The organism is Rhodoferax sp. GW821-FHT07F03 (assembly GCF_059418745.1).
This window is the reverse complement of the sequence record NZ_JBWKQM010000022.1, coordinates 38,556-56,639: the sequence shown is the minus strand read 5'-3', so window position 1 is coordinate 56,639 and position 18,084 is coordinate 38,556. Positions and strand designations below refer to the sequence as shown.

Sequence of the window (18,084 nt, the reverse complement as noted above, 5' to 3'; positions counted from 1 at the left end):
TGCCGTGGTCAACGTGACCGATCGTGCCCACGTTGACGTGGGGCTTGGTGCGCGTGAACTTTTCTTTTCCCATTTTTTCGACTCCGAAAAAAACAAACCAAATCAACCGAAATATTGGTGCCCATTCCGGGAATCGGACCCGGGACCTCTCCCTTACCAAGGGAGTGCTCTGCCACTGAGCCAAATGGGCATTTCAAGTTGCTACAAATTTGTAGCAACCTAAACAAAACTTTCGCGCCGACGATCGCTTTTGGAGCGGGAGACGGGAATCGAACCCGCGTCATTAGCTTGGAAGGCTAGGGTTCTACCATTGAACTACTCCCGCATATGAAGTAAAAACTTCCATGCGAAACGCCGCCGCTAAATCCAAAAACGCGCATCAACACATCAAAAACTCACAGCTCGCAAGCAAGCCTGTCGCTGGTGGAGAGGGCTGGATTCGAACCAGCGTACTCGTAAGAGGGCAGATTTACAGTCTGCTGCCATTAACCACTCGGCCACCTCTCCGGCGAACTTCGAATTATAGCATCACAATGCTATTGCATTTTGTGCGTCTACGTTCGATAGCTTTCTATTATAGCGTGCTTTCTTGTCGGTGGGAGGGAGAGTAGAAATTCTGCTCAGTCCATGCTGCTCCAGCGAATGGGCCGGGAGCCATGTCCTACCAAAAAATCGTTGGCGGCTTGGAAGTGGCCGCAACCCACGAATGGTGTCGGCGGACGGTTGGCTGACAAGGGGGATGGATGGTTTGCCTGCAGTACCAGGATATTGCGATCGTGTGCAGCCGCCAGTTGCTGGATCATGGGGGCCTTGGCTTGGGCATGGGCGCCCCATAGCATGAAAACGCAGATGTGCGCGGTTTGAGCAATTTGCGCAACGACGGCATCGCTGAGTGCTTCCCATCCTTTTTTGGCATGGCTGGCGGGGTGGCCGTCTTCTACCGTCAGGCAGGTATTGAGCAGCAGCACGCCCTGTTGTGCCCAGGATGTGAGCGATCCATTGGTGTCGGCTTGATGGGCACGGCGCAATCCTTCTTGCTGCAGTTCTTTGAAGATATTGCGTAGTGAGGGTGGAGGCGTCACGCCTGGCGCAACAGAGAATGCCAATCCCTCGCCTTGGCCTGGGCCGTGGTAGGGGTCTTGGCCCAATATGACTACGCGCACAGAGTGCAGCGGCGTCAGTCGAAGAGCCCGTAGAGGTTCGGGGGGGTAAATGGTCGCCCGCTCGCCTAGGCGCGTGGCGATAAATTGCGATAGCTGCTGACCCTGGGGGCTGGCCCAAAACTGCGTTACCGTGGTTTGCCAGTCGGGTGCCACGGCCCCTGGCTCTGGGGGCCACGTGCGTAAAGTGGGGATAGCGTCTGTTGCGTCAAGCAATGCAAGTTGTCGCGAGACTTGCGTTGGTGTGAGCATCCCGTGTGGTTTGGATGCCGTCAATTAGTCCAGTCCAAATAATTTGGACAAAGCGGCGCCGGGTTCTTCTGCGCGCATGAAGGCTTCGCCGACCAGGAATGCGTCCACTTTGGCTTCACGCATGCGCTGTACATCAGCAGGGGTCATGATGCCGCTTTCGGTGACCAGGATACGATCGCCGGGCACGTCTTTGCGCAGTGCCAATGTGGTTTCCACGCTGACCTCAAAGGTTCGCAGATTGCGGTTGTTCACTCCCACCAAGGGGGTTTTCAGTTTCAAGGCTCTTTGCAGCTCTGCTGCGTCGTGTACTTCCACCAGTACGGCCATGTCCAGGGTGCGGGCAATGGCTTCAAAATCGGCCATCTGTGCGTCGTTCAGGGCGGCTGCTATCAACAGGATGCAATCGGCCCCCATGGCACGCGACTCGTAAATTTGGTACGCGTCCACCATGAAATCCTTGCGCAGCACCGGCAGCTGGCAGGAGGCGCGCGCCTGCTTGAGGTAGTCGATCTGGCCCTGGAAAAACTGCTTGTCGGTCAACACCGAGAGGCAGGCCGCTCCATATTCCGCATAGCTCTGGGCGATGTCGGCGGGAATGAAGTCTGCGCGGATGACACCCTTGGACGGACTGGCTTTTTTGATCTCGGCGATTACTGCAGGCTGTCCTGCAGCAATTTTTGCGCGTATCGCCCCCACAAAATCGCGGGTCAGAACGCGGGATTCGGCGTCGGCACGCATTTCCGGCAGAGGCTTGCGCTTGCTGGCTTGGGCGATTTCTTCGCGTTTGACGTCAATGATTTTTTGCAGGATGTCGGACATGGGGCGTAGGCAGGTTCAGATGGATCGACCTGCATTATCCCTCTACACCTTTCAGGGCAGTTCCACGCTGGGCATGCGGGCGACGATGGTGCCTGCGCGGCTGCTCAGATAGCCGGAGTTGGGCAGTTTCTCGAAGTATTTGGGGCGCGGCAGCATCACGGCTAGGCGAGCGGCCTCAAATGCGCTCAGGCGCGCTGCTGGCTTGCGAAAGTAATGCTGGGCCGCGGCCTCCGCGCCAAATACGCCCTCACCCCATTCCACGTTGTTCAGGTAAATCTCCAGGATGCGTTGCTTGTCCAGCAGCAGCTCCAACACCATGGTCAGCACAAACTCTTGCCCCTTGCGCAGCAGAGTGCGCTCGCCCGAAAGCAGCAGGTTCTTGGCCAATTGCTGGGTGATGGTGGAGCCACCGATGATTTTCGGAGCCCGCACCGGCGCCAGCGTCTTGGCTTTGGCGGGGGCAAATTTGGCGGCACGCTCTTGGGCTTTCTCGTTTTTTTGCCAGGCTTTCTCCAAAGCCTCCCAGTCCACTCCGTCGTGATTGACGAAAGAGCCGTCTTCTGAGGCGATGACGGCACGCTTGAGGTTGTCGGAGATCTGCGCGTACGGCACCCACTGTTGCCTCCAGCGCAGTCCCGGGCTGTCGGGGCTGGTCAGCAGTCGCCAGGCTTCTGAACGTTCAAACGTGGTTGACTCAGGTGCAACAGCCACCATCATGGCAATACGACCGATAAAAAACAGTTGCAGTGCAAGTGTGGCAAAAGCCGCCAGCACGCACCAGCGCAATAGCGGGCGCATGGATCAGGCCAAGGTAGCGCGTAATTCGGCCAATACCTGGGCCGATGGTGGACGCACGCCGCGCCAGATCAGGAAGGCTTCTGCCGCCTGTTCCACCAGCATGCCCAGTCCATCGCGCGGCACGGCTTGGTGTGCACGGGCCCAGTCCATGAAGCCCGCGGCGGCGGGGCCGTACATCATGTCCAGTGCCAGTGCGCCAGGCTTGAGTACTGCGGGCGACACCGGGACGCCGGCGCCGCTGAGGCTGCTGGCGGTCGCGTTGACCACCACGTCGAATGGACTCTGTACGTCGTGCAGTTCGCTGGCGTGCAATAGGGTCCCATGCTGCTGGGCCAGTGCCGTGTGGCGCGTCACCAGGTCGTCTGCCTTGGCCAGCGTGCGGTTGGCCACGGTGATGCTGCGTACCTTGGCTTCGATCATGGGGCCGATGACGCCGGCTGATGCGCCACCTGCACCTATGAGAAGTACATCTCGTCCCGCCAGGGCAAAGCCGGCATTAGATTGGATGTCATTGACCAGGCCGGCGCCGTCGGTGTTGTCGGCAAAAATGCCATCCGGGCGCAGGTGCAGGGTGTTGCAGGCGCCTGCCAACTGGGCCCGGGGCGTTTGCGTGGTACTGATGCGTGCCGCGTCAAATTTGAACGGCACGGTGACGTTGCAGCCCAGACCGCCCTCGGCCCGAAAGGCGGCAACCGCTGCGTCAAAGCCATCCAGCGGGACCAGCTTTTTGCCGTACTGCAGGCTGTGGCCGGTCAATTCGGCGAAGCGGGCGTGGATCCAGGGAGACCGGCTGTGTTCCACCGGGTTACCCATTACGCAATACTGGTCCATGAAAAAGCTCTTTACAAAATAAGGGGAAATTCAGGGCGAAGCGCTGACCTTGGTTTCCAGCGTTTGGTCGCGGGTGAAGCGAAAGCGCGACACCACCACCAATTGGTCCACCTTGCTGCGCATTGCATCCGTAAAGGGGCCGAACGGGCCGGCGCTGCGCACAATGGCCTCGGCGCGGCGGTCCAGCACCCGGTTGCCCGAGCTTTCGGCAATCTGGGTGGCGAGCACCTGGCCATCAAAGTTGACGGTGACGATCATGGTGAGCGCGCCGTAGAGCTTCTTACCGCCGTATTCGGGGAAGTTCTCGGTGCCGCGGTCTTCCACCTTGTGGCGCAGGTTGTCGTAGTACACCGCGTACACCTCTTCCCGGGTGGAGGGGCTGACATAGCGGCGCTTGGGGCGCGAGTTTTCCTGGTTGATGCGGCGCTCGATTTCGGCCAGCAGGTTCAGCAATTGGCGGCGTTTTTCCTCCTGGGCCGTGGCCTCGGGCGCATTGCTGGCCAGCTTGGGGTCCGGCAGCGGCATGGTAGCCAGCTTTTGACTGACCTGCGCCAGCAGCATGGCTTGCTGCTGCTGCATGGCGTCCATCTTGCGCTGGGTTTCTTCCATGGTCTCGCCGATGTCGGTAAACGCCGAAGGCGGCAGCGGCGAGGTGGCGCGCCCCCTGTCGGCCTCGCCACCGCCGGCCAGCGAGGCCTGGGCGATAGCGGTGGCCTTGTCTGGCGGGGTGGTGGACTGGGCGTTGACCAGAATCACCTCCAGCGGCGTGTCCTGGAACACCCGGTTGAAGCTCTCTGGGTCTATGAAGCGCACCGTCAGCAGCACCGCGTGCACGCCGATGGAGGCGCCCAGCGCCCACTGCAGAGTACTCAGATGGCGAATAGTGCTGAGGATGCGCAAGATCACGGTGTGGCGTCGGTGGCGGCGGGGGCCTCAGTTTCGTCGATATCGACAGCGATGGCGATAGGCCCGGCGCTGGGTTCGTCGTCTTCTTCGGTGTCGTCCTGCGGTGTTTCGGCCGGCGCATCCAGGCGTTCCACGACGGTGCCGGCAATGTCCAGCGTGATTTCGTCGATCGCACCCAATTGCACCCGCACCTTGGCGCCGCGCGGCAGGTCTTGCGTGCCCAGCACCGGCAGCACCAGGGGCAGGTTGTCGGCGCGCACCATGCCTTCTTTGAAGACGGTTCCGACGATGTCGTTGATGCTGTTTTGCTGCAGGTACTTCAGCGTCCAGAAGCGCTCCATTGCGCCTTGGTAGCCGTTATAAGTGGCATACGCCGCGTCAAACATCGAGATGATGGAGAACAGGTCGGCATCCTTGGGCTTGAACGGCGCGGCAAGGGCTGCGGTCTTGCCGTGGCGGGCGCAGGCAATGATCTGCCACTGGTTGACCAGATCGGTGTAGCGGCGTAAAGGCGAGGTGCTCCAGGCATAGCTTTTGACGCCGATGCCGGCGTGCGGCAGGGCCTTGGTGCCCATGCGCACCTTCACGCCCGGCAGCAGGCTGGCCTGGCTGCGGTAAATGCCGGGGACGCCGTTGTCGGCCATCCATTCGCCCCAGGTGCTGTTGGCCAGGATCATGGCCTCGGCCACGATCAGGTCCAGCGGTGCGCCGCGCTGGCGGGTGCTGATCTGCACCTGTTCGTTGCCGCTGGGCTCGGCGCCGTCGTTGCCAACCAGCTTGAAGTTGTAGTCGGGCCGGTTGAAGTTCTCTGGCTTGCCGCGGGCGATCTCGCGCAGGCCTTTCAGGTGTTTGGCCAGGCGGTATAAAAATGATAGCTGCTCGCGCTGGATATCCGTGCGCTGCAGTCCATTTTCATGTTCAAATGTGGGGTCTTCCAGCCAGGCCTCGGTGACCAGGGTGTCGAGCTGGTCATGGCGCAGGTTGGCTGCGATGTGTACGCGCTCCAGCCGGGTTTCGCTGGCGGTGATCTCCAGCGTCGCCTCGTCCAGCGTGACGTACAGCGACACGGCCGGGCAGTCGCGGCCTTCTTGCAAGGTGTAGTTCTGCACCACGGCGTCGGGCAGCATGGTCAGCTTGTAGCCCGGCATGTAGACCGTGGACAGGCGGGAGCGGCCCAGTTGGTCCACGGCGCTGCCCGGCGTGATGGCCAGGCCGGGCGCGGCGATGTGGATGCCGACCGTGACCGTGCCCGAGCCCAGGTTTTGCACCGACAGCGCATCGTCGATCTCGGTGGTTTGCGAATCGTCGATGGAAAAGGCCTGTGCGGTGGACAAGGGCAGCTCGTCCTTGATTTGCGGCGCCTCCAGCGTGGGAAAACCCGTGCCCTTGGGGAAGTTCTCCAGCAAGAAGCGGCGCCAGTGGAACTGGTAGGGCGAGTCGATGGCGCCGGCATGTTGCAGTAGCACCAGCGGCGCTTTGTGCGTGGCGCGCGAGGCTTCGACCACGGCCTTGTACTCGGGGCCGTTTTTGTCCGGCTTGAAAAGAATCTTGTAAAGCTGCTCGCGCACGGCCGGTGGGCATTCGCCGCGGCCCAGTTCTTCGGCCCAGGCGGCGATCTGCAACTGCAGCTGGGCCTTTTTCTCGATGGCGGCCAGTGCCAGCTGCAGGATGTCGGCCGGCGCTTTGCGGAAACGGCCTTTGCCGGCGCGGCGGAAATAGTGCGGCACCTCGAACAGGCGCAGCAACATGGCGGTTTGCTGCTCCAGCGTGGCGTTGGCGCTGAAATAGTCGCGCGCCAGGTCGGCGAAGCCGAAGTCTTCCTCGGGGGCAAACTCCCAGGCCAGCTCCAGCTCAATGGTTTGGCTCAGCGCCTGGGCGTCGCGCAGCAGGATGGCGGGAGCCGGTTTGTCGAATTTCAGCAGCAGGTTGGCGGCCTTGACCTTGACCCGCTTGCCGCTGTCCAGCTCTACCTGGGCGGATGACTCCGCCTCAGACAGGATACGCCCGGCCATGAATTTTCCGGCTTCTTCAAATATTGCAAACATGGGATGAATTCTCCCATGCGGCGCGCCGGGGTCTGGCGAGTCGGCGGAAAGCGCTTGGTTTGGCGGTTTGGATATGTGGGGCTTAGCCGCTACGATCACAGCCTGTCGATGCGATTGTCCGCAGTTGACCTAATTGTGAAAACCCATGTCTACCCGATCTCCTGGCGAAATTGCACGCGAAACCCTGAAGCTGCTGACTACCCGTAAGCTGGTTCCTACGCCGGAAAACTACCAAGCGCTGTACCACGAGGTGGCTGGCACCATGGTGCCGGCCCATTTCCCCTACGAGCCGCTGCGGCAGATTGCGGCCTCCCTGCCGGCCAGAAATCCGGGCCAGCAGCGCCAGTTGGGCTTGATGGAGTCCGCGATCGGCCAGCGTAGCTGGGACGGTGTGCACAACGCGCTGATGGCCTATGCCAACTTCGGCGTAGCCGCTTCCGACAGCCTGCAAAGTGGTCTGCCCTCGGGGCCAAACCTCAGTAACCCGGCGTTGACCCCCGAGTTCATGGAGCAGATTGCGCGCCTGATCGGCAATATGCTGCCGGCGCTGGGCGACGAGGACACCCGGTTTCTGGCGCAAACCGAGGAACTATTGAACTTCATGCGCCAGCCGGTGCCCGATTTGCCCCGCACCAAGACCATGCTGGCCGATTTCAGCCACCGTTTGTCGTTTACGGCAGAGGACCAGGGCGAGATCAAAACCGTGCTGCTGCAGCTGCTGCACCTGGTGTTTACCAATATTGGCGTGTTGTGCGTAGACGACCTGTGGCTGAAAGGGCAGATCGACGCCTTGATGGAGGCCTCTAAGCCGCCGTTGAGCTTGCGCCGGCTGGACGACGTGCAGCGTCGGCTGGTGGATGTAATCGCCAAGCAGTCCGAGGCCAAGGAGCGCGCCGTCGAAGCGCAACTGGAGATGCGCCAGCTGCTGGTGGCTTTTGTGGACCGCCTGTCCATCATGGGCGAGGCCAGTGGTGTCTACCAGAGCAAGATCGAGGAATGTGCCCGCCAGATAGAACAGGCCCAGTCGATTGAAGAATTGAGCCCCGTGCTGCAGGCTGCGTTGGGGGCCACGCGCCATATGGCGCACGACACCCAGGCGGCGCGCGACCAGCTACAGGCCATGCGGGACAAGACCGAAAAGGCCGAGGCCGAAATCTTCAAGCTGCACCAGGAGTTGGACCGCGTGAGCGTGCAGGCCCGACACGACCCGCTGACCGGCGCCCTGAACCGCCGCGGCCTGGACGAAGTCATCCAGCGCGAGATCGCCAACGCCCGGCGCAAAGGCACGCCGTTGTGCCTGGCTTTGCTGGACGTGGATAACTTCAAGAAGCTCAACGACGACCTCGGGCACGAGGCAGGCGACGAGGCGCTGAGCCATTTGGCCAAGGTGACGCGCGAATCCATGCGCCCACAGGACAGTCTGGCCCGTTTTGGCGGCGAAGAGTTCGTGATCGTGCTGCCGGACACCTTGCTCGACATGGGGGTTGTCGCCCTAACCCGGTTGCAGCGCGAGCTGACCAAGAAATTCTTTCTGCGTGAGAACCAGAAGGTGTTGATCACCTTCAGCGCTGGCGTGGCCCAACTGGCTGCCGACGAGGACGGCCAGGAATGCATCAAGCGTGCGGACAAGGCGATGTACCTGGCCAAGCGCACCGGCAAGAACCGGGTGTTGGGCGGCTAAGGCGCCTCAGCCGGCACCAGGGGTATACAGCCTGCGCCGATAATTGCGCCATGTCTGTTGTTTTTGAAAAACCACCCCTGTGGCGGCGCATCGCCCCCTTGTTCCGCGGCTTTGACGGGCCGCTGGCATTTGCTGTTTTCATGCTGGTGTGTGCCGGGTTGCTGACCATGTATTCGTCCGGCTACGACCATGGCGCCCGGTTTGTGGACCATGGCCGCAATATGCTGCTGGCGGGGGCCATTCTGTTTGTGGTGGCGCAGATTCCACCGCAGCGCCTCATGGCTTTTGCCGTGCCGCTCTATACAGTGGGCGTGGCCTTGCTGATTGCCGTGGCTATCTTCGGTATTACCAAGAAAGGGGCCCGGCGCTGGCTGAACGTGGGTATCACCATCCAGCCCAGCGAGATTTTGAAGATCGCCATGCCCTTGATGCTGTCCTGGTGGTTCCAGCGGCGCGAGGGGCAGCTCCGTCCGCTGGACTTTCTGGTTGGCGGCGTGTTGCTGGCCGTGCCGGTGGGGCTGATCGTTAAACAGCCCGACCTGGGCACCGCCATTTTGGTGATGACGACCGGTTTGTCGGTGCTGTTTTTTGCCGGTTTGAGCTGGAAGCTGATCGTGCCGCCGGTGCTTTTGGGCTTAGTCGCCATCGGCCTGGTGGTCTGGAACGAACCGGCACTGTGCGCCGATGGCGTGCGCTGGGTGGTGTTGCATGACTACCAGCAGCAGCGTATTTGCACCCTGATGGACCCGAGCCGCGATCCGCTGGGCAAGGGCTTCCACATCATCCAGGGCATGATCGCCATCGGCTCGGGCGGCGTGCTGGGCAAGGGCTTTATGCAGGGCACGCAAACCCATCTGGAATTCATCCCTGAGCGCACCACCGACTTCATCTTTGCCGCCTTTTCCGAAGAGTTCGGCCTGATAGGCAACCTGTTGCTGATTGCAGGCTTTCTGTTCCTGGTAATGCGGGGGCTGGTGATTGCGATGGACGCGCCCACCATGTTCTCGCGCTTGCTGGCGGGCAGCGTGACGCTGATCTTCTTCACCTATGCCTTCGTCAATATGGGCATGGTCAGCGGCATCCTGCCGGTGGTGGGCGTGCCCTTGCCCTTCATCAGCTATGGCGGCACCGCCATGGTGACTTTGGGCTTGGGCCTGGGCATTTTGATGTCCATCGCCAAGGCCCGGCGGCTGGTGTTGTCCTAGGCCGCGCCATGGGGATGCGCTGCGTCGTACGCGCAGTCCGGATCGCAGGCCTAAAATGCCTGCATGACCCTCCGTGAACCCACCCTCGAACGCCTCGCCATTGCCCAATCCCTGTTGCTGGACCCGTTCGGTCTGACGCCCGCGCACCTGAGCCGGGCGCTGGCCGAAATCACCGCGCACAAGGTGGACGACGCCGATCTGTACTTCCAGTACACCCGCAGCGAGGGCTGGAGCCTGGAGGAGGGCATCGTTAAAACCGGCTCCTTCAGCATCGACCAAGGCGTGGGCGTGCGCGCCGTCAGCGGCGAGAAAACCGCCTTCGCCTATTCCGACGACATCTCCGAAGCCTCGCTGCTGGATGCGGCCCGTACCGTACGGGCTATTTCGGCTGCAGCGCAGACAAAACGTACGAAGGTAGCTACGCAAAAGATAGCAAAAGGGCGCAGCCTTTATCCTGGCGTGGACCCGATTGCCTCGCTGGACAGCACGGCCAAGGTGAAGCTGCTGGAGCGGGTGGAAAAGCTGGCCCGCGCCAAAGACCCGCGCGTTGCGCAGGTCATGGCCGGCCTGGCCGCTGAATACGACGTGGTCATGGTCGCCCGTGCCGACGGCACGCTTGCCGCCGACGTGCGCCCGCTGGTGCGCCTGAGCGTCACGGTGATTGCCGAGGCTACAGTCAAGGGCGTGGTACGCCGCGAAGTGGGCTCGGGCGGCGGTGGAGGCCGTTTCGGTCTGGCCTATTTTGACGACGCCATGATCAACCAATATGTAAACGATGCTGTGCATGCGGCTCTGACCAATCTGGAATCACGGCCCGCTCCGGCCGGCGTGATGACGGTGGTGCTGGGCTCCGGCTGGCCCGGCATCCTGCTGCACGAGGCTATCGGCCACGGGCTGGAAGGCGACTTCAACCGCAAGGGCTCCAGCGCATTCAGCGGTCGCATCGGCCAACGCGTTGCCGCCAAGGGCGTGACTGTGCTGGACGATGGCACCATTAAAGACCGCCGCGGCTCGCTGAATGTGGACGACGAAGGCCACGCCAGCCAGCGCAATGTGTTGATTGAAGACGGCATCCTGAAGGGCTACATCCAGGACTCGATGAACGCTCGCTTGATGGGCGTCAAGCCCACCGGCAACGGCCGCCGCGAAAGCTATGCCCACATCCCCATGCCCCGCATGACCAACACCTATATGTTGGGTGGTGACAAGGAGCCAGCGGAAATCATCGCCAGCATCAAGAAGGGGCTGTATGCCAGCAACTTCGGTGGTGGGCAGGTGGACATCACCTCGGGCAAGTTTGTGTTCTCCGCCAGCGAAGCCTACTGGGTGGAAAACGGCAAGATTCTCTATCCAGTCAAGGGTGCGACCATCGTTGGCAGCGGCCCCGAATGCCTGAAAAAGGTCAGCATGATCGGCAACGATATGAAGCTGGATCCGGGCGTGGGTACCTGCGGCAAGGAAGGCCAGAGCGTGCCCGTGGGTGTGGGCCAACCCACCTTGCGTATCGACGGCCTGACGGTCGGCGGCACAGCCTGACCACGGCCCTAGGGTTTCGCCCCGGCATGTTGTGCAAATGACTGTGGTACATTGATCCTCTATGCAAAAGCACGTGTTTGCCTTTTTTTACTTTTGGTTCTCGGTCCCCGGCGGATGAGAGGCTAAGCTGTAAAAACTGCAAGTCCTTCCTAAAAACCGCCGGAGTCCAAAACTCCGGCGGTTTTTTTTCGTTTGTTTGTTTCCCATATCCATCCTTACAGGAGTCACCCCATGAATGCGAAAACCTATCCCGCCAGCAGTGAAGCCTGGTATGCGAGCGTCGAAAAAACCAGCCAAACCGACGACGAACGTATTAAGGATATTTCCGTGCTACCACCTCCAGAACATCTGATCCGCTTCTTCCCCATCCGCGGTACCGCGGTGGAAACACTGATCACCGACACCCGCAAGAACATCCACAACATCATTTCCGGCACGGACGACCGCCTGCTGGTGGTGATCGGCCCTTGCTCCATCCACGACCCGGCCGCCGCGCTGGAATACGCCCGCCGTCTGCACGCCCAGCGCCTGAAATACGCCGACACGCTGGAAATCGTGATGCGCGTCTACTTCGAGAAGCCGCGCACCACCGTGGGCTGGAAGGGCCTGATCAACGACCCCTACTTGGACGAGAGCTACCGCATCGACGAAGGCCTGCGCATCGCACGCCAGCTGCTGATCGAGATCAACCGCCTGGGCTTGCCTGCTGGCAGCGAGTTCCTGGACGTGATCTCGCCACAGTACATTGGCGACCTGATTTCCTGGGGCGCTATCGGTGCGCGCACCACTGAAAGCCAGGTGCACCGCGAGCTGGCGTCGGGCCTGTCGGCACCGATCGGCTTCAAGAACGGAACCGACGGCAATATCCGCATCGCCACCGACGCTATCCAGGCCGCCGCCCGCGGCCACCACTTTCTGTCCATCCACAAGAGCGGCCAGGTGGCCATCGTGCAAACCAATGGCAACAAGGACTGCCACGTGATCCTGCGCGGCGGCAAGACCCCTAACTACGATGCCGCCAGCGTCGCCGCTGCCTGCGCCGAATTGGCTGCCGCCCAGATGCCAGCCACGCTGATGGTGGATTGCAGCCACGCCAACAGCAGCAAGCAGCACGAGAAGCAGATCGACGTGGCGCGCGACATCGCTGGCCAGGTGGCCGGTGGCTCGCGCCAAGTCTTCGGCCTGATGGTGGAAAGCCATTTGCAGGAAGGCGCGCAGAAGTTCACCCCCGGCAAGACCGACCAGAAAACCCTGGAATACGGCCGCAGCATTACCGACGCCTGCCTGGGCTGGGAGCAGTCCCTGCAGACGCTGGAAATCCTGTCCGACGCGGTGAAGGCGCGCCGCGCTCGCTGATTGCTGCGTGCGCTAGAGGTTTAAGAGAAATAGGCCTCTGGCGCAGCTAGTGCCTGCGTTGGTAGCTATTTATTTTGTAGCGTATCCAGCAACTTGGCGTGGATGCCGCCAAAGCCGCCGTTGCTCATGCAAAGTATGTGGTCGCCCGGCTGGGCGGCTGCGCATACCTGCTGCACCAGGGCGTCGATGCTGTCGGCGACCTGCGCCCGGGCGCCCATGGGCTCCAGGGCACTGCGTGCATCCCAGCCCAGCCCGCCCGCGTGGCAGAAGGCCAGGTCGGCTTCTTCCAGGCTCCAGGGCAGCTGGGCTTTCATGGCGCCTAGCTTCATGGTGTTGCTGCGCGGCTCGAATACGGCCAGGATGCGCTGGCTTGGCGGCAGGCGCCGGCGCAGCCCGTCCACCGTGGTGCGGATGGCCGTGGGGTGGTGGGCGAAATCGTCGTAAACCGTGATACCGCGCACCGTGCCGCGCACCTCCATGCGCCGCTTTACATTCTGAAAACTGGCCAAGGCTTCGGCCGCTATGGCGGGCGTAACGCCCACATGGTCTGCTGCGGCAATGGCGGCCAGGGCATTGAGCTGGTTGTGTACGCCGCCCAGTGACCACTCCACAGTCGCAACCGGCTGGCCCTGTTGCAGTACATCGAAGTGGTGCGGCTCGCCACGCGCACTGAAGTCGCTGACCGCCGCGCCAAAGCTGCGTACCTCGCTCCAACAGCCCTGGTGCAACACGCGGGTCAGGCTTTCTTCCAGGCCGTTGCTCACCACACGCCCACTGGGCGGCACGGTGCGCAGCAGGTGGTGGAACTGGCGTTCGATAGCAGCCAGGTCGTCAAAGATGTCGGCGTGGTCGAACTCCAGGTTGTTCAGTACGGCCGTGCGCGGGCGGTAGTGCACAAACTTGCTGCGCTTGTCGAAGAAGGCTGTGTCGTATTCGTCGGCCTCGATGACAAAGGTTTTGCCGCTGCCCAGGCGGGCGGACACGCCGAAGTTCAGCGGCACGCCGCCCACCAGGAAGCCAGGGACCAAGCCGGCGTGTTCCAGCACCCAGCTCAGCATGGCGGTAGTGGTGGTCTTGCCGTGCGTACCGGCTACGGCCAGCACGTGCCGGCCTTGCAGCACGTGTTCGGCCAGCCACTGCGGGCCGCTGGTATAGGGCAGGCCTGCGTCCAGGATAGCTTCCATCAGCGGAAATTTGGGGCTACCGTCGGCCAGGCGGGCGCGTGACACCACGTTGCCGACCACAAACATATCGGGTTTGAGGGCCAATTGGTCTGCCGAAAAGCCTTCGATCAGGCTGATGTCCAGTGCGCGCAGCTGGTCGCTCATGGGGGGGTAGACCCCAGCGTCGCAACCGGTAACCCGGTGCCCGGCTTCGCGCGCCAAAGCCGCCAGTCCGCCCATGAAAGTGCCGCAAATACCCAGAATATGAATGTGCATGGCGGGGATTTTAGGGGGGGGCTGGGCGGCACCCTCCGGGCTTGGGCAAAAGGTGCAAAATCCGGTTCATGCAAGCATTGACTTCTGAAATCGCGGCCACGGCCGCCCGCCTGGTGGTCGAGGAGGGGCTGGAGTACGGCCCCGCCAAGCGCCGTGCCGCGTCCCAGTTGGGAGTGGGCCGTGCGCCCTTGCCCAGCAATGACGATCTGGAAGACGCCGTGCGCGAGTACATCGAGCTGTTTTGTGAAGACACCCAGCCTGTGGAGTTGCGGGCTTTGCGCGCGATGGCTTTGGTGTGGATGGAGCGCTTGGCCGCTTTCCGTCCCCATTTGTGTGGCGCGGTCTGGCACGGCACGGCGAACCGCTTGTCGGATATTTCCATCCAGCTGTTTTGCGATGACTCCAAATCAGCGGAGATTGCCCTGATCGACCACCGCGTGCCCTATACACCGGCGACAGTTACCGGTTTTCGGGGCGAGCCGGTCGAGGCCTTGAGTTTTGCCAGCCAGAACCCTGAGCTGGGTTTGGCCGTAGGTGTGCATTTGATGGTGTACGACCTGGATGATTTGCGCGGCGCGCTGAAGCCGGATAGCAAGGGGCGTAGCCCGCGCGGCGATACCGAGGCCGTGCGTAACTTATTGAAGGGGGCTGCATGAGTGCAGAAGTGTCAACACAGCGCCGGCGGCTTGTCGGCGGCGTTGCCGCTGTGGCTGGCTTGGCGGGGGCTGGTCTGGCTTGGTGGAGGCATCAACCGGAGTCCACATTGAACGAGGCTGAACAAGCGCTATGGGGGCTGCGTTTCGATACGCCCGCAGGCGGTGGTCTGGATATGCGGGGATTGCGTGGCAAGCCGGTGCTGCTGAACTTCTGGGCGACCTGGTGCCCGCCCTGTGTAGAAGAGATGCCGCTGATTGACCGTTTTTTTAAGGAAAATGCGGCTAACGGTTGGCAAGTTGTGGGATTGGCCGTGGACCAACCAGGGGCTGTGCGGCAATTTTTGCAAAAAACCCCGGTCAGTTATCCTATTGGAATGGCCGGGTTGGGCGGTACGGAGCTGGGCCGGTCTTTGGGCAACCTGAGCGGTGGCCTGCCCTTTACACTGCTGCTGGGGGGCTCCGGTGCTGTGCTTCATCGTAAAATGGGTAAGCTAAGCCCCGCTGATTTGCAGCTGTGGGCCGGGTTGAAGTAGAGGCTTCAACCTTCATGCACGCCGTCTTTTTGAATAAATTTCAACCCGGCGTGTACATCGAAATCAAAGAAATAAGCGACTGTTCGATCAATTTGGGGTAGATTGCCCCATTTTCTTACGTCGTGGCTGGAGGTTTTATGGATTTGCGCAAACTCAAAACGTTGATCGACTTGGTGTCTGATTCCAATGTGTCGGAACTGGAAATTACCGAGGCCGAGGGCAAGGTCCGCATCGTCAAGGGTGGTGGTGCCATGGTGTATCAAGCCGCTCCCGTGATGATGGCGCCCGCGCATGCTGAAACGGTGGCCCCTGCTGCTCCCGTTGCGGTGGCTGCCGCACCGGTGGCTGAAGCAGCCACTGGCCACGTGGTGAAGTCGCCGATGGTGGGCACCTTCTATCGCTCTTCCAGCCCAGGTGCCAAGGCCTTTGTGGAAGTGGGTAGCCAGGTCAAGGAAGGCGACACCATCTGCATTATCGAAGCGATGAAGATTTTGAACGAGATCGAAGCGGACAAGGCCGGGACGGTGGTGCAGGTCTTGTGTGAAAACGGCCAGGCTGTGGAATACGGTCAGCCTTTGTACGTGATCGAGTGATCCCGCAGGATTTGGTAGAGCATGTTTAAAAAAATACTGGTTGCGAATCGCGGCGAAATTGCCCTACGTATCCAACGCGCGTGCCGCGAAATGGGTATCAAGGCGGTCATGGTGTACTCTGAAGCCGACCGTGACGCCAAGTACGTTAAGCTGGCCGACGAGGCTGTGTGCATTGGCCCGGCGGCGTCGGCTCTGAGTTATCTGAATATGCCAGCCCTGATTTCGGCGGCAGAAGTCACGGATGCCGAGGCTATTCACCCCGGCTATGGTTTTCTGAGTGAAAACGCTGATTTTGCAGAGCGCGTGGAGAAAAGCGGCTTCCAGTTCATCGGCCCAACTCCGGAAAACATCCGCACCATGGGTGACAAGGTGTCTGCCAAGCAGGCCATGATCAAGGCCGGTGTGCCTTGTGTGCCCGGCTCGGAAGGTGAGTTGCCGGATGATCCGGTCATTATTCGCCGTACTGCGAAAGCTGTGGGTTATCCAGTCATCATCAAGGCGGCGGGCGGCGGCGGTGGTCGTGGCATGCGTGTGGTGCACACGGAGGCCGCATTGGTCAATGCCGTCCAGATGACCAAGGCGGAAGCCCTGGCTGCATTTGGCAATGGCGCTGTGTATATGGAGAAATACCTCCAGAACCCACGCCACATTGAAATTCAGATCCTGGCGGACAAGTTCAAGAATGCCGTCTACTTGGGCGAGCGCGACTGCTCCATGCAGCGCCGCCACCAAAAGGTACTGGAAGAAGCCCCTGCGCCTGGTATTCCACGCAAGCTGATCGAGCGTATCGGCGAGCGCTGCGTTGCTGCGTGCAAGAAGATAGGTTATCGCGGTGCGGGTACGTTCGAGTTTCTGTACGAAAACGGCGAGTTCTATTTCATTGAAATGAACACCCGGGTGCAAGTTGAGCATCCTGTAACCGAGATGATCACTGGCATCGATATTGTGCGCACCCAGATCATGGTGGCTGCCGGTGAGAAACTGCCGTTTGCCCAGCGCCAGATCGAAATCCGTGGACATGCGATCGAATGCCGTGTGAACGCGGAAGATCCTTACAAATTCATCCCATCTCCGGGGCGAATTTCCATGTGGCATCCACCGGGTGGCCCGGGTGTTCGGGTGGATTCGCATGTTTATACGAATTACTACGTGCCACCGAACTACGACTCGATGGTCGGCAAGATCATTGTGCACGGCGACACCCGTGAGCAGGCTTTGGCCCGCATGCGTACGGCCTTGCTGGAGACGGTGGTCGAAGGGATCAATACCAATATCCCGTTGCACCGCGAGTTGATGGTGGATGCCAAGTTCATGGCCGGTGCCACCAATATCCATTACTTGGAAGAGTGGCTGTCTCAGCACAAACGGTAAGCGCCGATGTTTGAAATCAGTCTGATGTGCCCGCAAGACCGGGTGGAGATGCTCAGCGATGCGCTGGACGCTCTGGATGCCCTGAGCGTGAGCGTGGAAGATGCAGACGCGCAAACCGATGCCGAACAGGCGCTGTTTGGCGAGCCCGGCATGCCACCGCCGCAGGACGGTTGGCAGCGCTCCCGTATTCAGGCGCTGTTTGCTAACGAGGCTTTGGCGCGCGATGCTGCTGAAGTTTTGACGGCACAAGACTTTTTTGTCGATTGCAGCGTGCTGGGTGTGGCTGTCGTGCCCGAGCAGGACTGGGTCCGCGTGACACAGTCGCAGTTTGCGCCGGTGGAAATCACACCTACGTTCTGGATTGTGCCTACTTGGCACGAGCCACCGGCACAGGCGACGCGTGTCATTCGTCTGGATCCGGGTTTGGCATTCGGTACGGGAACCCATCCCACAACCCGTATGTGTTTGCGCTGGATTGCGGGCCAGGAGGCGAGTCGCCTGGCTCGAGTGCTTGACTACGGTTGTGGTTCTGGCATTTTGGCTATTGGTGCAGCCAAGTTTGGTGCGGCAGAAATTGATGCCGTCGATATTGACGATGCAGCGGTGGAGTCCACGGTTCTCAATGCACATGCAAACCACGTGCAACTGCATGCTGGTTTGCCGGACCGCGCCAAGGGGCAGTACCAAACGGTGCTTGCCAATATCCTGGCAACGCCATTGAAGGTGCTTGCGCCCTTGCTGTGTTCCCATGTGGCACCGGGCGGCTCATTGGTGCTTGCCGGCATTTTGGAGCGCCAGTCGGAAGAGCTGAAACAGGCTTATGCGCCTTGGGCGCAGCTGGACGTATCGGACCGGGAAGACGGTTGGGTGCTGATGACGGCAAGCTTGTAGCGCATGCTACTG

Annotated in this window: 16 protein-coding genes and 3 tRNA genes; 9 read left to right on the top strand and 10 right to left on the bottom strand. The window is 60.9% G+C overall.

What is annotated here, in order from left to right:
* Positions 1-115: 115 nt before the first annotated feature.
* From AC07R0_RS25070 to AC07R0_RS25030, 9 genes are all read right to left on the bottom strand, one after another.
* Positions 116-190: transfer RNA gene (locus tag AC07R0_RS25070), tRNA-Thr, on the bottom strand.
* Positions 191-251: 61 nt separating this feature from the next.
* Positions 252-325: transfer RNA gene (locus tag AC07R0_RS25065), tRNA-Gly, on the bottom strand.
* Positions 326-421: 96 nt separating this feature from the next.
* A tRNA-Tyr gene (locus tag AC07R0_RS25060) sits at positions 422-507 on the bottom strand.
* Between the two features lie 113 nt (positions 508-620).
* Positions 621-1,412, bottom strand: a complete 792-nt coding sequence (locus tag AC07R0_RS25055) for a uracil-DNA glycosylase (RefSeq protein ID WP_495106925.1) — start codon at positions 1,410-1,412, stop codon at positions 621-623.
* Between the two features lie 24 nt (positions 1,413-1,436).
* Positions 1,437-2,231 (bottom strand): indole-3-glycerol phosphate synthase TrpC, encoded by a 795-nt coding sequence (gene trpC / locus AC07R0_RS25050; protein WP_495106924.1) that lies wholly within the window; start codon positions 2,229-2,231, stop codon positions 1,437-1,439.
* A gap of 51 nt (positions 2,232-2,282) precedes the next feature.
* On the bottom strand, positions 2,283-3,029 hold the full coding sequence (mtgA, locus tag AC07R0_RS25045) for a monofunctional biosynthetic peptidoglycan transglycosylase (protein WP_495106923.1): 747 nt from the start codon (positions 3,027-3,029) through the stop codon (positions 2,283-2,285).
* Positions 3,030-3,032: 3 nt separating this feature from the next.
* Positions 3,033-3,860, bottom strand: a complete 828-nt coding sequence (gene aroE, locus AC07R0_RS25040; RefSeq protein ID WP_495106922.1) for a shikimate dehydrogenase — start codon at positions 3,858-3,860, stop codon at positions 3,033-3,035.
* Positions 3,861-3,890: 30 nt separating this feature from the next.
* Complete coding sequence (locus tag AC07R0_RS25035) at positions 3,891-4,760, bottom strand: energy transducer TonB (RefSeq protein WP_495106927.1); 870 nt, start codon at positions 4,758-4,760, stop codon at positions 3,891-3,893.
* A 2-nt stretch (positions 4,761-4,762) separates the two neighbouring features.
* Entirely contained in the window at positions 4,763-6,811 is a 2,049-nt protein-coding gene (locus tag AC07R0_RS25030) for a ribonuclease catalytic domain-containing protein (RefSeq protein WP_495106921.1), read from the bottom strand.
* 145 nt (positions 6,812-6,956) lie between these two features.
* Here AC07R0_RS25030 and AC07R0_RS25025 point away from each other — a divergent pair, with 145 nt between their 5' ends.
* From AC07R0_RS25025 to AC07R0_RS25010, 4 genes are all read left to right on the top strand, one after another.
* Positions 6,957-8,492 carry a GGDEF domain-containing protein gene (locus AC07R0_RS25025; protein ID WP_495106920.1) on the top strand — a complete coding sequence of 512 codons (1,536 nt, stop codon included), beginning with the start codon at positions 6,957-6,959 and terminating at the stop codon, positions 8,490-8,492.
* 50 nt (positions 8,493-8,542) lie between these two features.
* Complete coding sequence (gene rodA, locus AC07R0_RS25020; RefSeq protein ID WP_495106919.1) at positions 8,543-9,697, top strand: rod shape-determining protein RodA; 1,155 nt, start codon at positions 8,543-8,545, stop codon at positions 9,695-9,697.
* Between the two features lie 63 nt (positions 9,698-9,760).
* Positions 9,761-11,233: a metalloprotease TldD gene (tldD, locus tag AC07R0_RS25015; protein ID WP_495075104.1), complete on the top strand. Its 1,473-nt coding sequence runs from the start codon at positions 9,761-9,763 to the stop codon at positions 11,231-11,233.
* Between the two features lie 231 nt (positions 11,234-11,464).
* A complete protein-coding gene (locus AC07R0_RS25010; protein ID WP_495098958.1) occupies positions 11,465-12,589 on the top strand; it encodes a 3-deoxy-7-phosphoheptulonate synthase in 1,125 nt (374 codons plus the stop codon).
* Between the two features lie 65 nt (positions 12,590-12,654).
* Here the strand turns inward: AC07R0_RS25010 and mpl are convergent, their stop codons facing one another.
* Positions 12,655-14,028 (bottom strand): UDP-N-acetylmuramate:L-alanyl-gamma-D-glutamyl-meso-diaminopimelate ligase, encoded by a 1,374-nt coding sequence (gene mpl, locus AC07R0_RS25005; RefSeq protein WP_495106918.1) that lies wholly within the window; start codon positions 14,026-14,028, stop codon positions 12,655-12,657.
* A gap of 68 nt (positions 14,029-14,096) precedes the next feature.
* On the opposite strand from mpl, the gene AC07R0_RS25000 reads away from it, so the two are divergent.
* From AC07R0_RS25000 to prmA, 5 genes are all read left to right on the top strand, one after another.
* Positions 14,097-14,684 (top strand): hypothetical protein, encoded by a 588-nt coding sequence (locus AC07R0_RS25000; RefSeq protein WP_495106917.1) that lies wholly within the window; start codon positions 14,097-14,099, stop codon positions 14,682-14,684.
* Between the two features lie 107 nt (positions 14,685-14,791).
* Entirely contained in the window at positions 14,792-15,217 is a 426-nt protein-coding gene (locus AC07R0_RS24995; protein ID WP_495106916.1) for a TlpA family protein disulfide reductase, read from the top strand.
* Between the two features lie 137 nt (positions 15,218-15,354).
* Positions 15,355-15,810: an acetyl-CoA carboxylase biotin carboxyl carrier protein gene (gene accB / locus AC07R0_RS24990; RefSeq protein ID WP_495106915.1), complete on the top strand. Its 456-nt coding sequence runs from the start codon at positions 15,355-15,357 to the stop codon at positions 15,808-15,810.
* A gap of 21 nt (positions 15,811-15,831) precedes the next feature.
* On the top strand, positions 15,832-17,181 hold the full coding sequence (gene accC, locus AC07R0_RS24985; RefSeq protein ID WP_495075110.1) for an acetyl-CoA carboxylase biotin carboxylase subunit: 1,350 nt from the start codon (positions 15,832-15,834) through the stop codon (positions 17,179-17,181).
* Positions 17,182-17,187: 6 nt separating this feature from the next.
* Positions 17,188-18,072: a 50S ribosomal protein L11 methyltransferase gene (prmA, locus tag AC07R0_RS24980; RefSeq protein WP_495098953.1), complete on the top strand. Its 885-nt coding sequence runs from the start codon at positions 17,188-17,190 to the stop codon at positions 18,070-18,072.
* The last annotated feature ends 12 nt before the right edge of the window (positions 18,073-18,084 follow it).

Coding starts and splice junctions, on each gene's coding strand:
- AC07R0_RS25010 (WP_495098958.1), top strand. CDS start 11,465: ATGAATGCGAAAACCTATCCCGCCAGCAGTGAAGCCTGGTATGCGAGC.
- AC07R0_RS25030 (WP_495106921.1), bottom strand. CDS start 6,811: ATGTTTGCAATATTTGAAGAAGCCGGAAAATTCATGGCCGGGCGTATC.
- rodA (WP_495106919.1), top strand. CDS start 8,543: ATGTCTGTTGTTTTTGAAAAACCACCCCTGTGGCGGCGCATCGCCCCC.
- AC07R0_RS25055 (WP_495106925.1), bottom strand. CDS start 1,412: ATGCTCACACCAACGCAAGTCTCGCGACAACTTGCATTGCTTGACGCA.
- accB (WP_495106915.1), top strand. CDS start 15,355: ATGGATTTGCGCAAACTCAAAACGTTGATCGACTTGGTGTCTGATTCC.
- accC (WP_495075110.1), top strand. CDS start 15,832: ATGTTTAAAAAAATACTGGTTGCGAATCGCGGCGAAATTGCCCTACGT.
- prmA (WP_495098953.1), top strand. CDS start 17,188: ATGTTTGAAATCAGTCTGATGTGCCCGCAAGACCGGGTGGAGATGCTC.
- mtgA (WP_495106923.1), bottom strand. CDS start 3,029: ATGCGCCCGCTATTGCGCTGGTGCGTGCTGGCGGCTTTTGCCACACTT.
- AC07R0_RS25025 (WP_495106920.1), top strand. CDS start 6,957: ATGTCTACCCGATCTCCTGGCGAAATTGCACGCGAAACCCTGAAGCTG.
- AC07R0_RS25000 (WP_495106917.1), top strand. CDS start 14,097: ATGCAAGCATTGACTTCTGAAATCGCGGCCACGGCCGCCCGCCTGGTG.
- mpl (WP_495106918.1), bottom strand. CDS start 14,028: ATGCACATTCATATTCTGGGTATTTGCGGCACTTTCATGGGCGGACTG.
- trpC (WP_495106924.1), bottom strand. CDS start 2,231: ATGTCCGACATCCTGCAAAAAATCATTGACGTCAAACGCGAAGAAATC.
- tldD (WP_495075104.1), top strand. CDS start 9,761: ATGACCCTCCGTGAACCCACCCTCGAACGCCTCGCCATTGCCCAATCC.
- aroE (WP_495106922.1), bottom strand. CDS start 3,860: ATGGACCAGTATTGCGTAATGGGTAACCCGGTGGAACACAGCCGGTCT.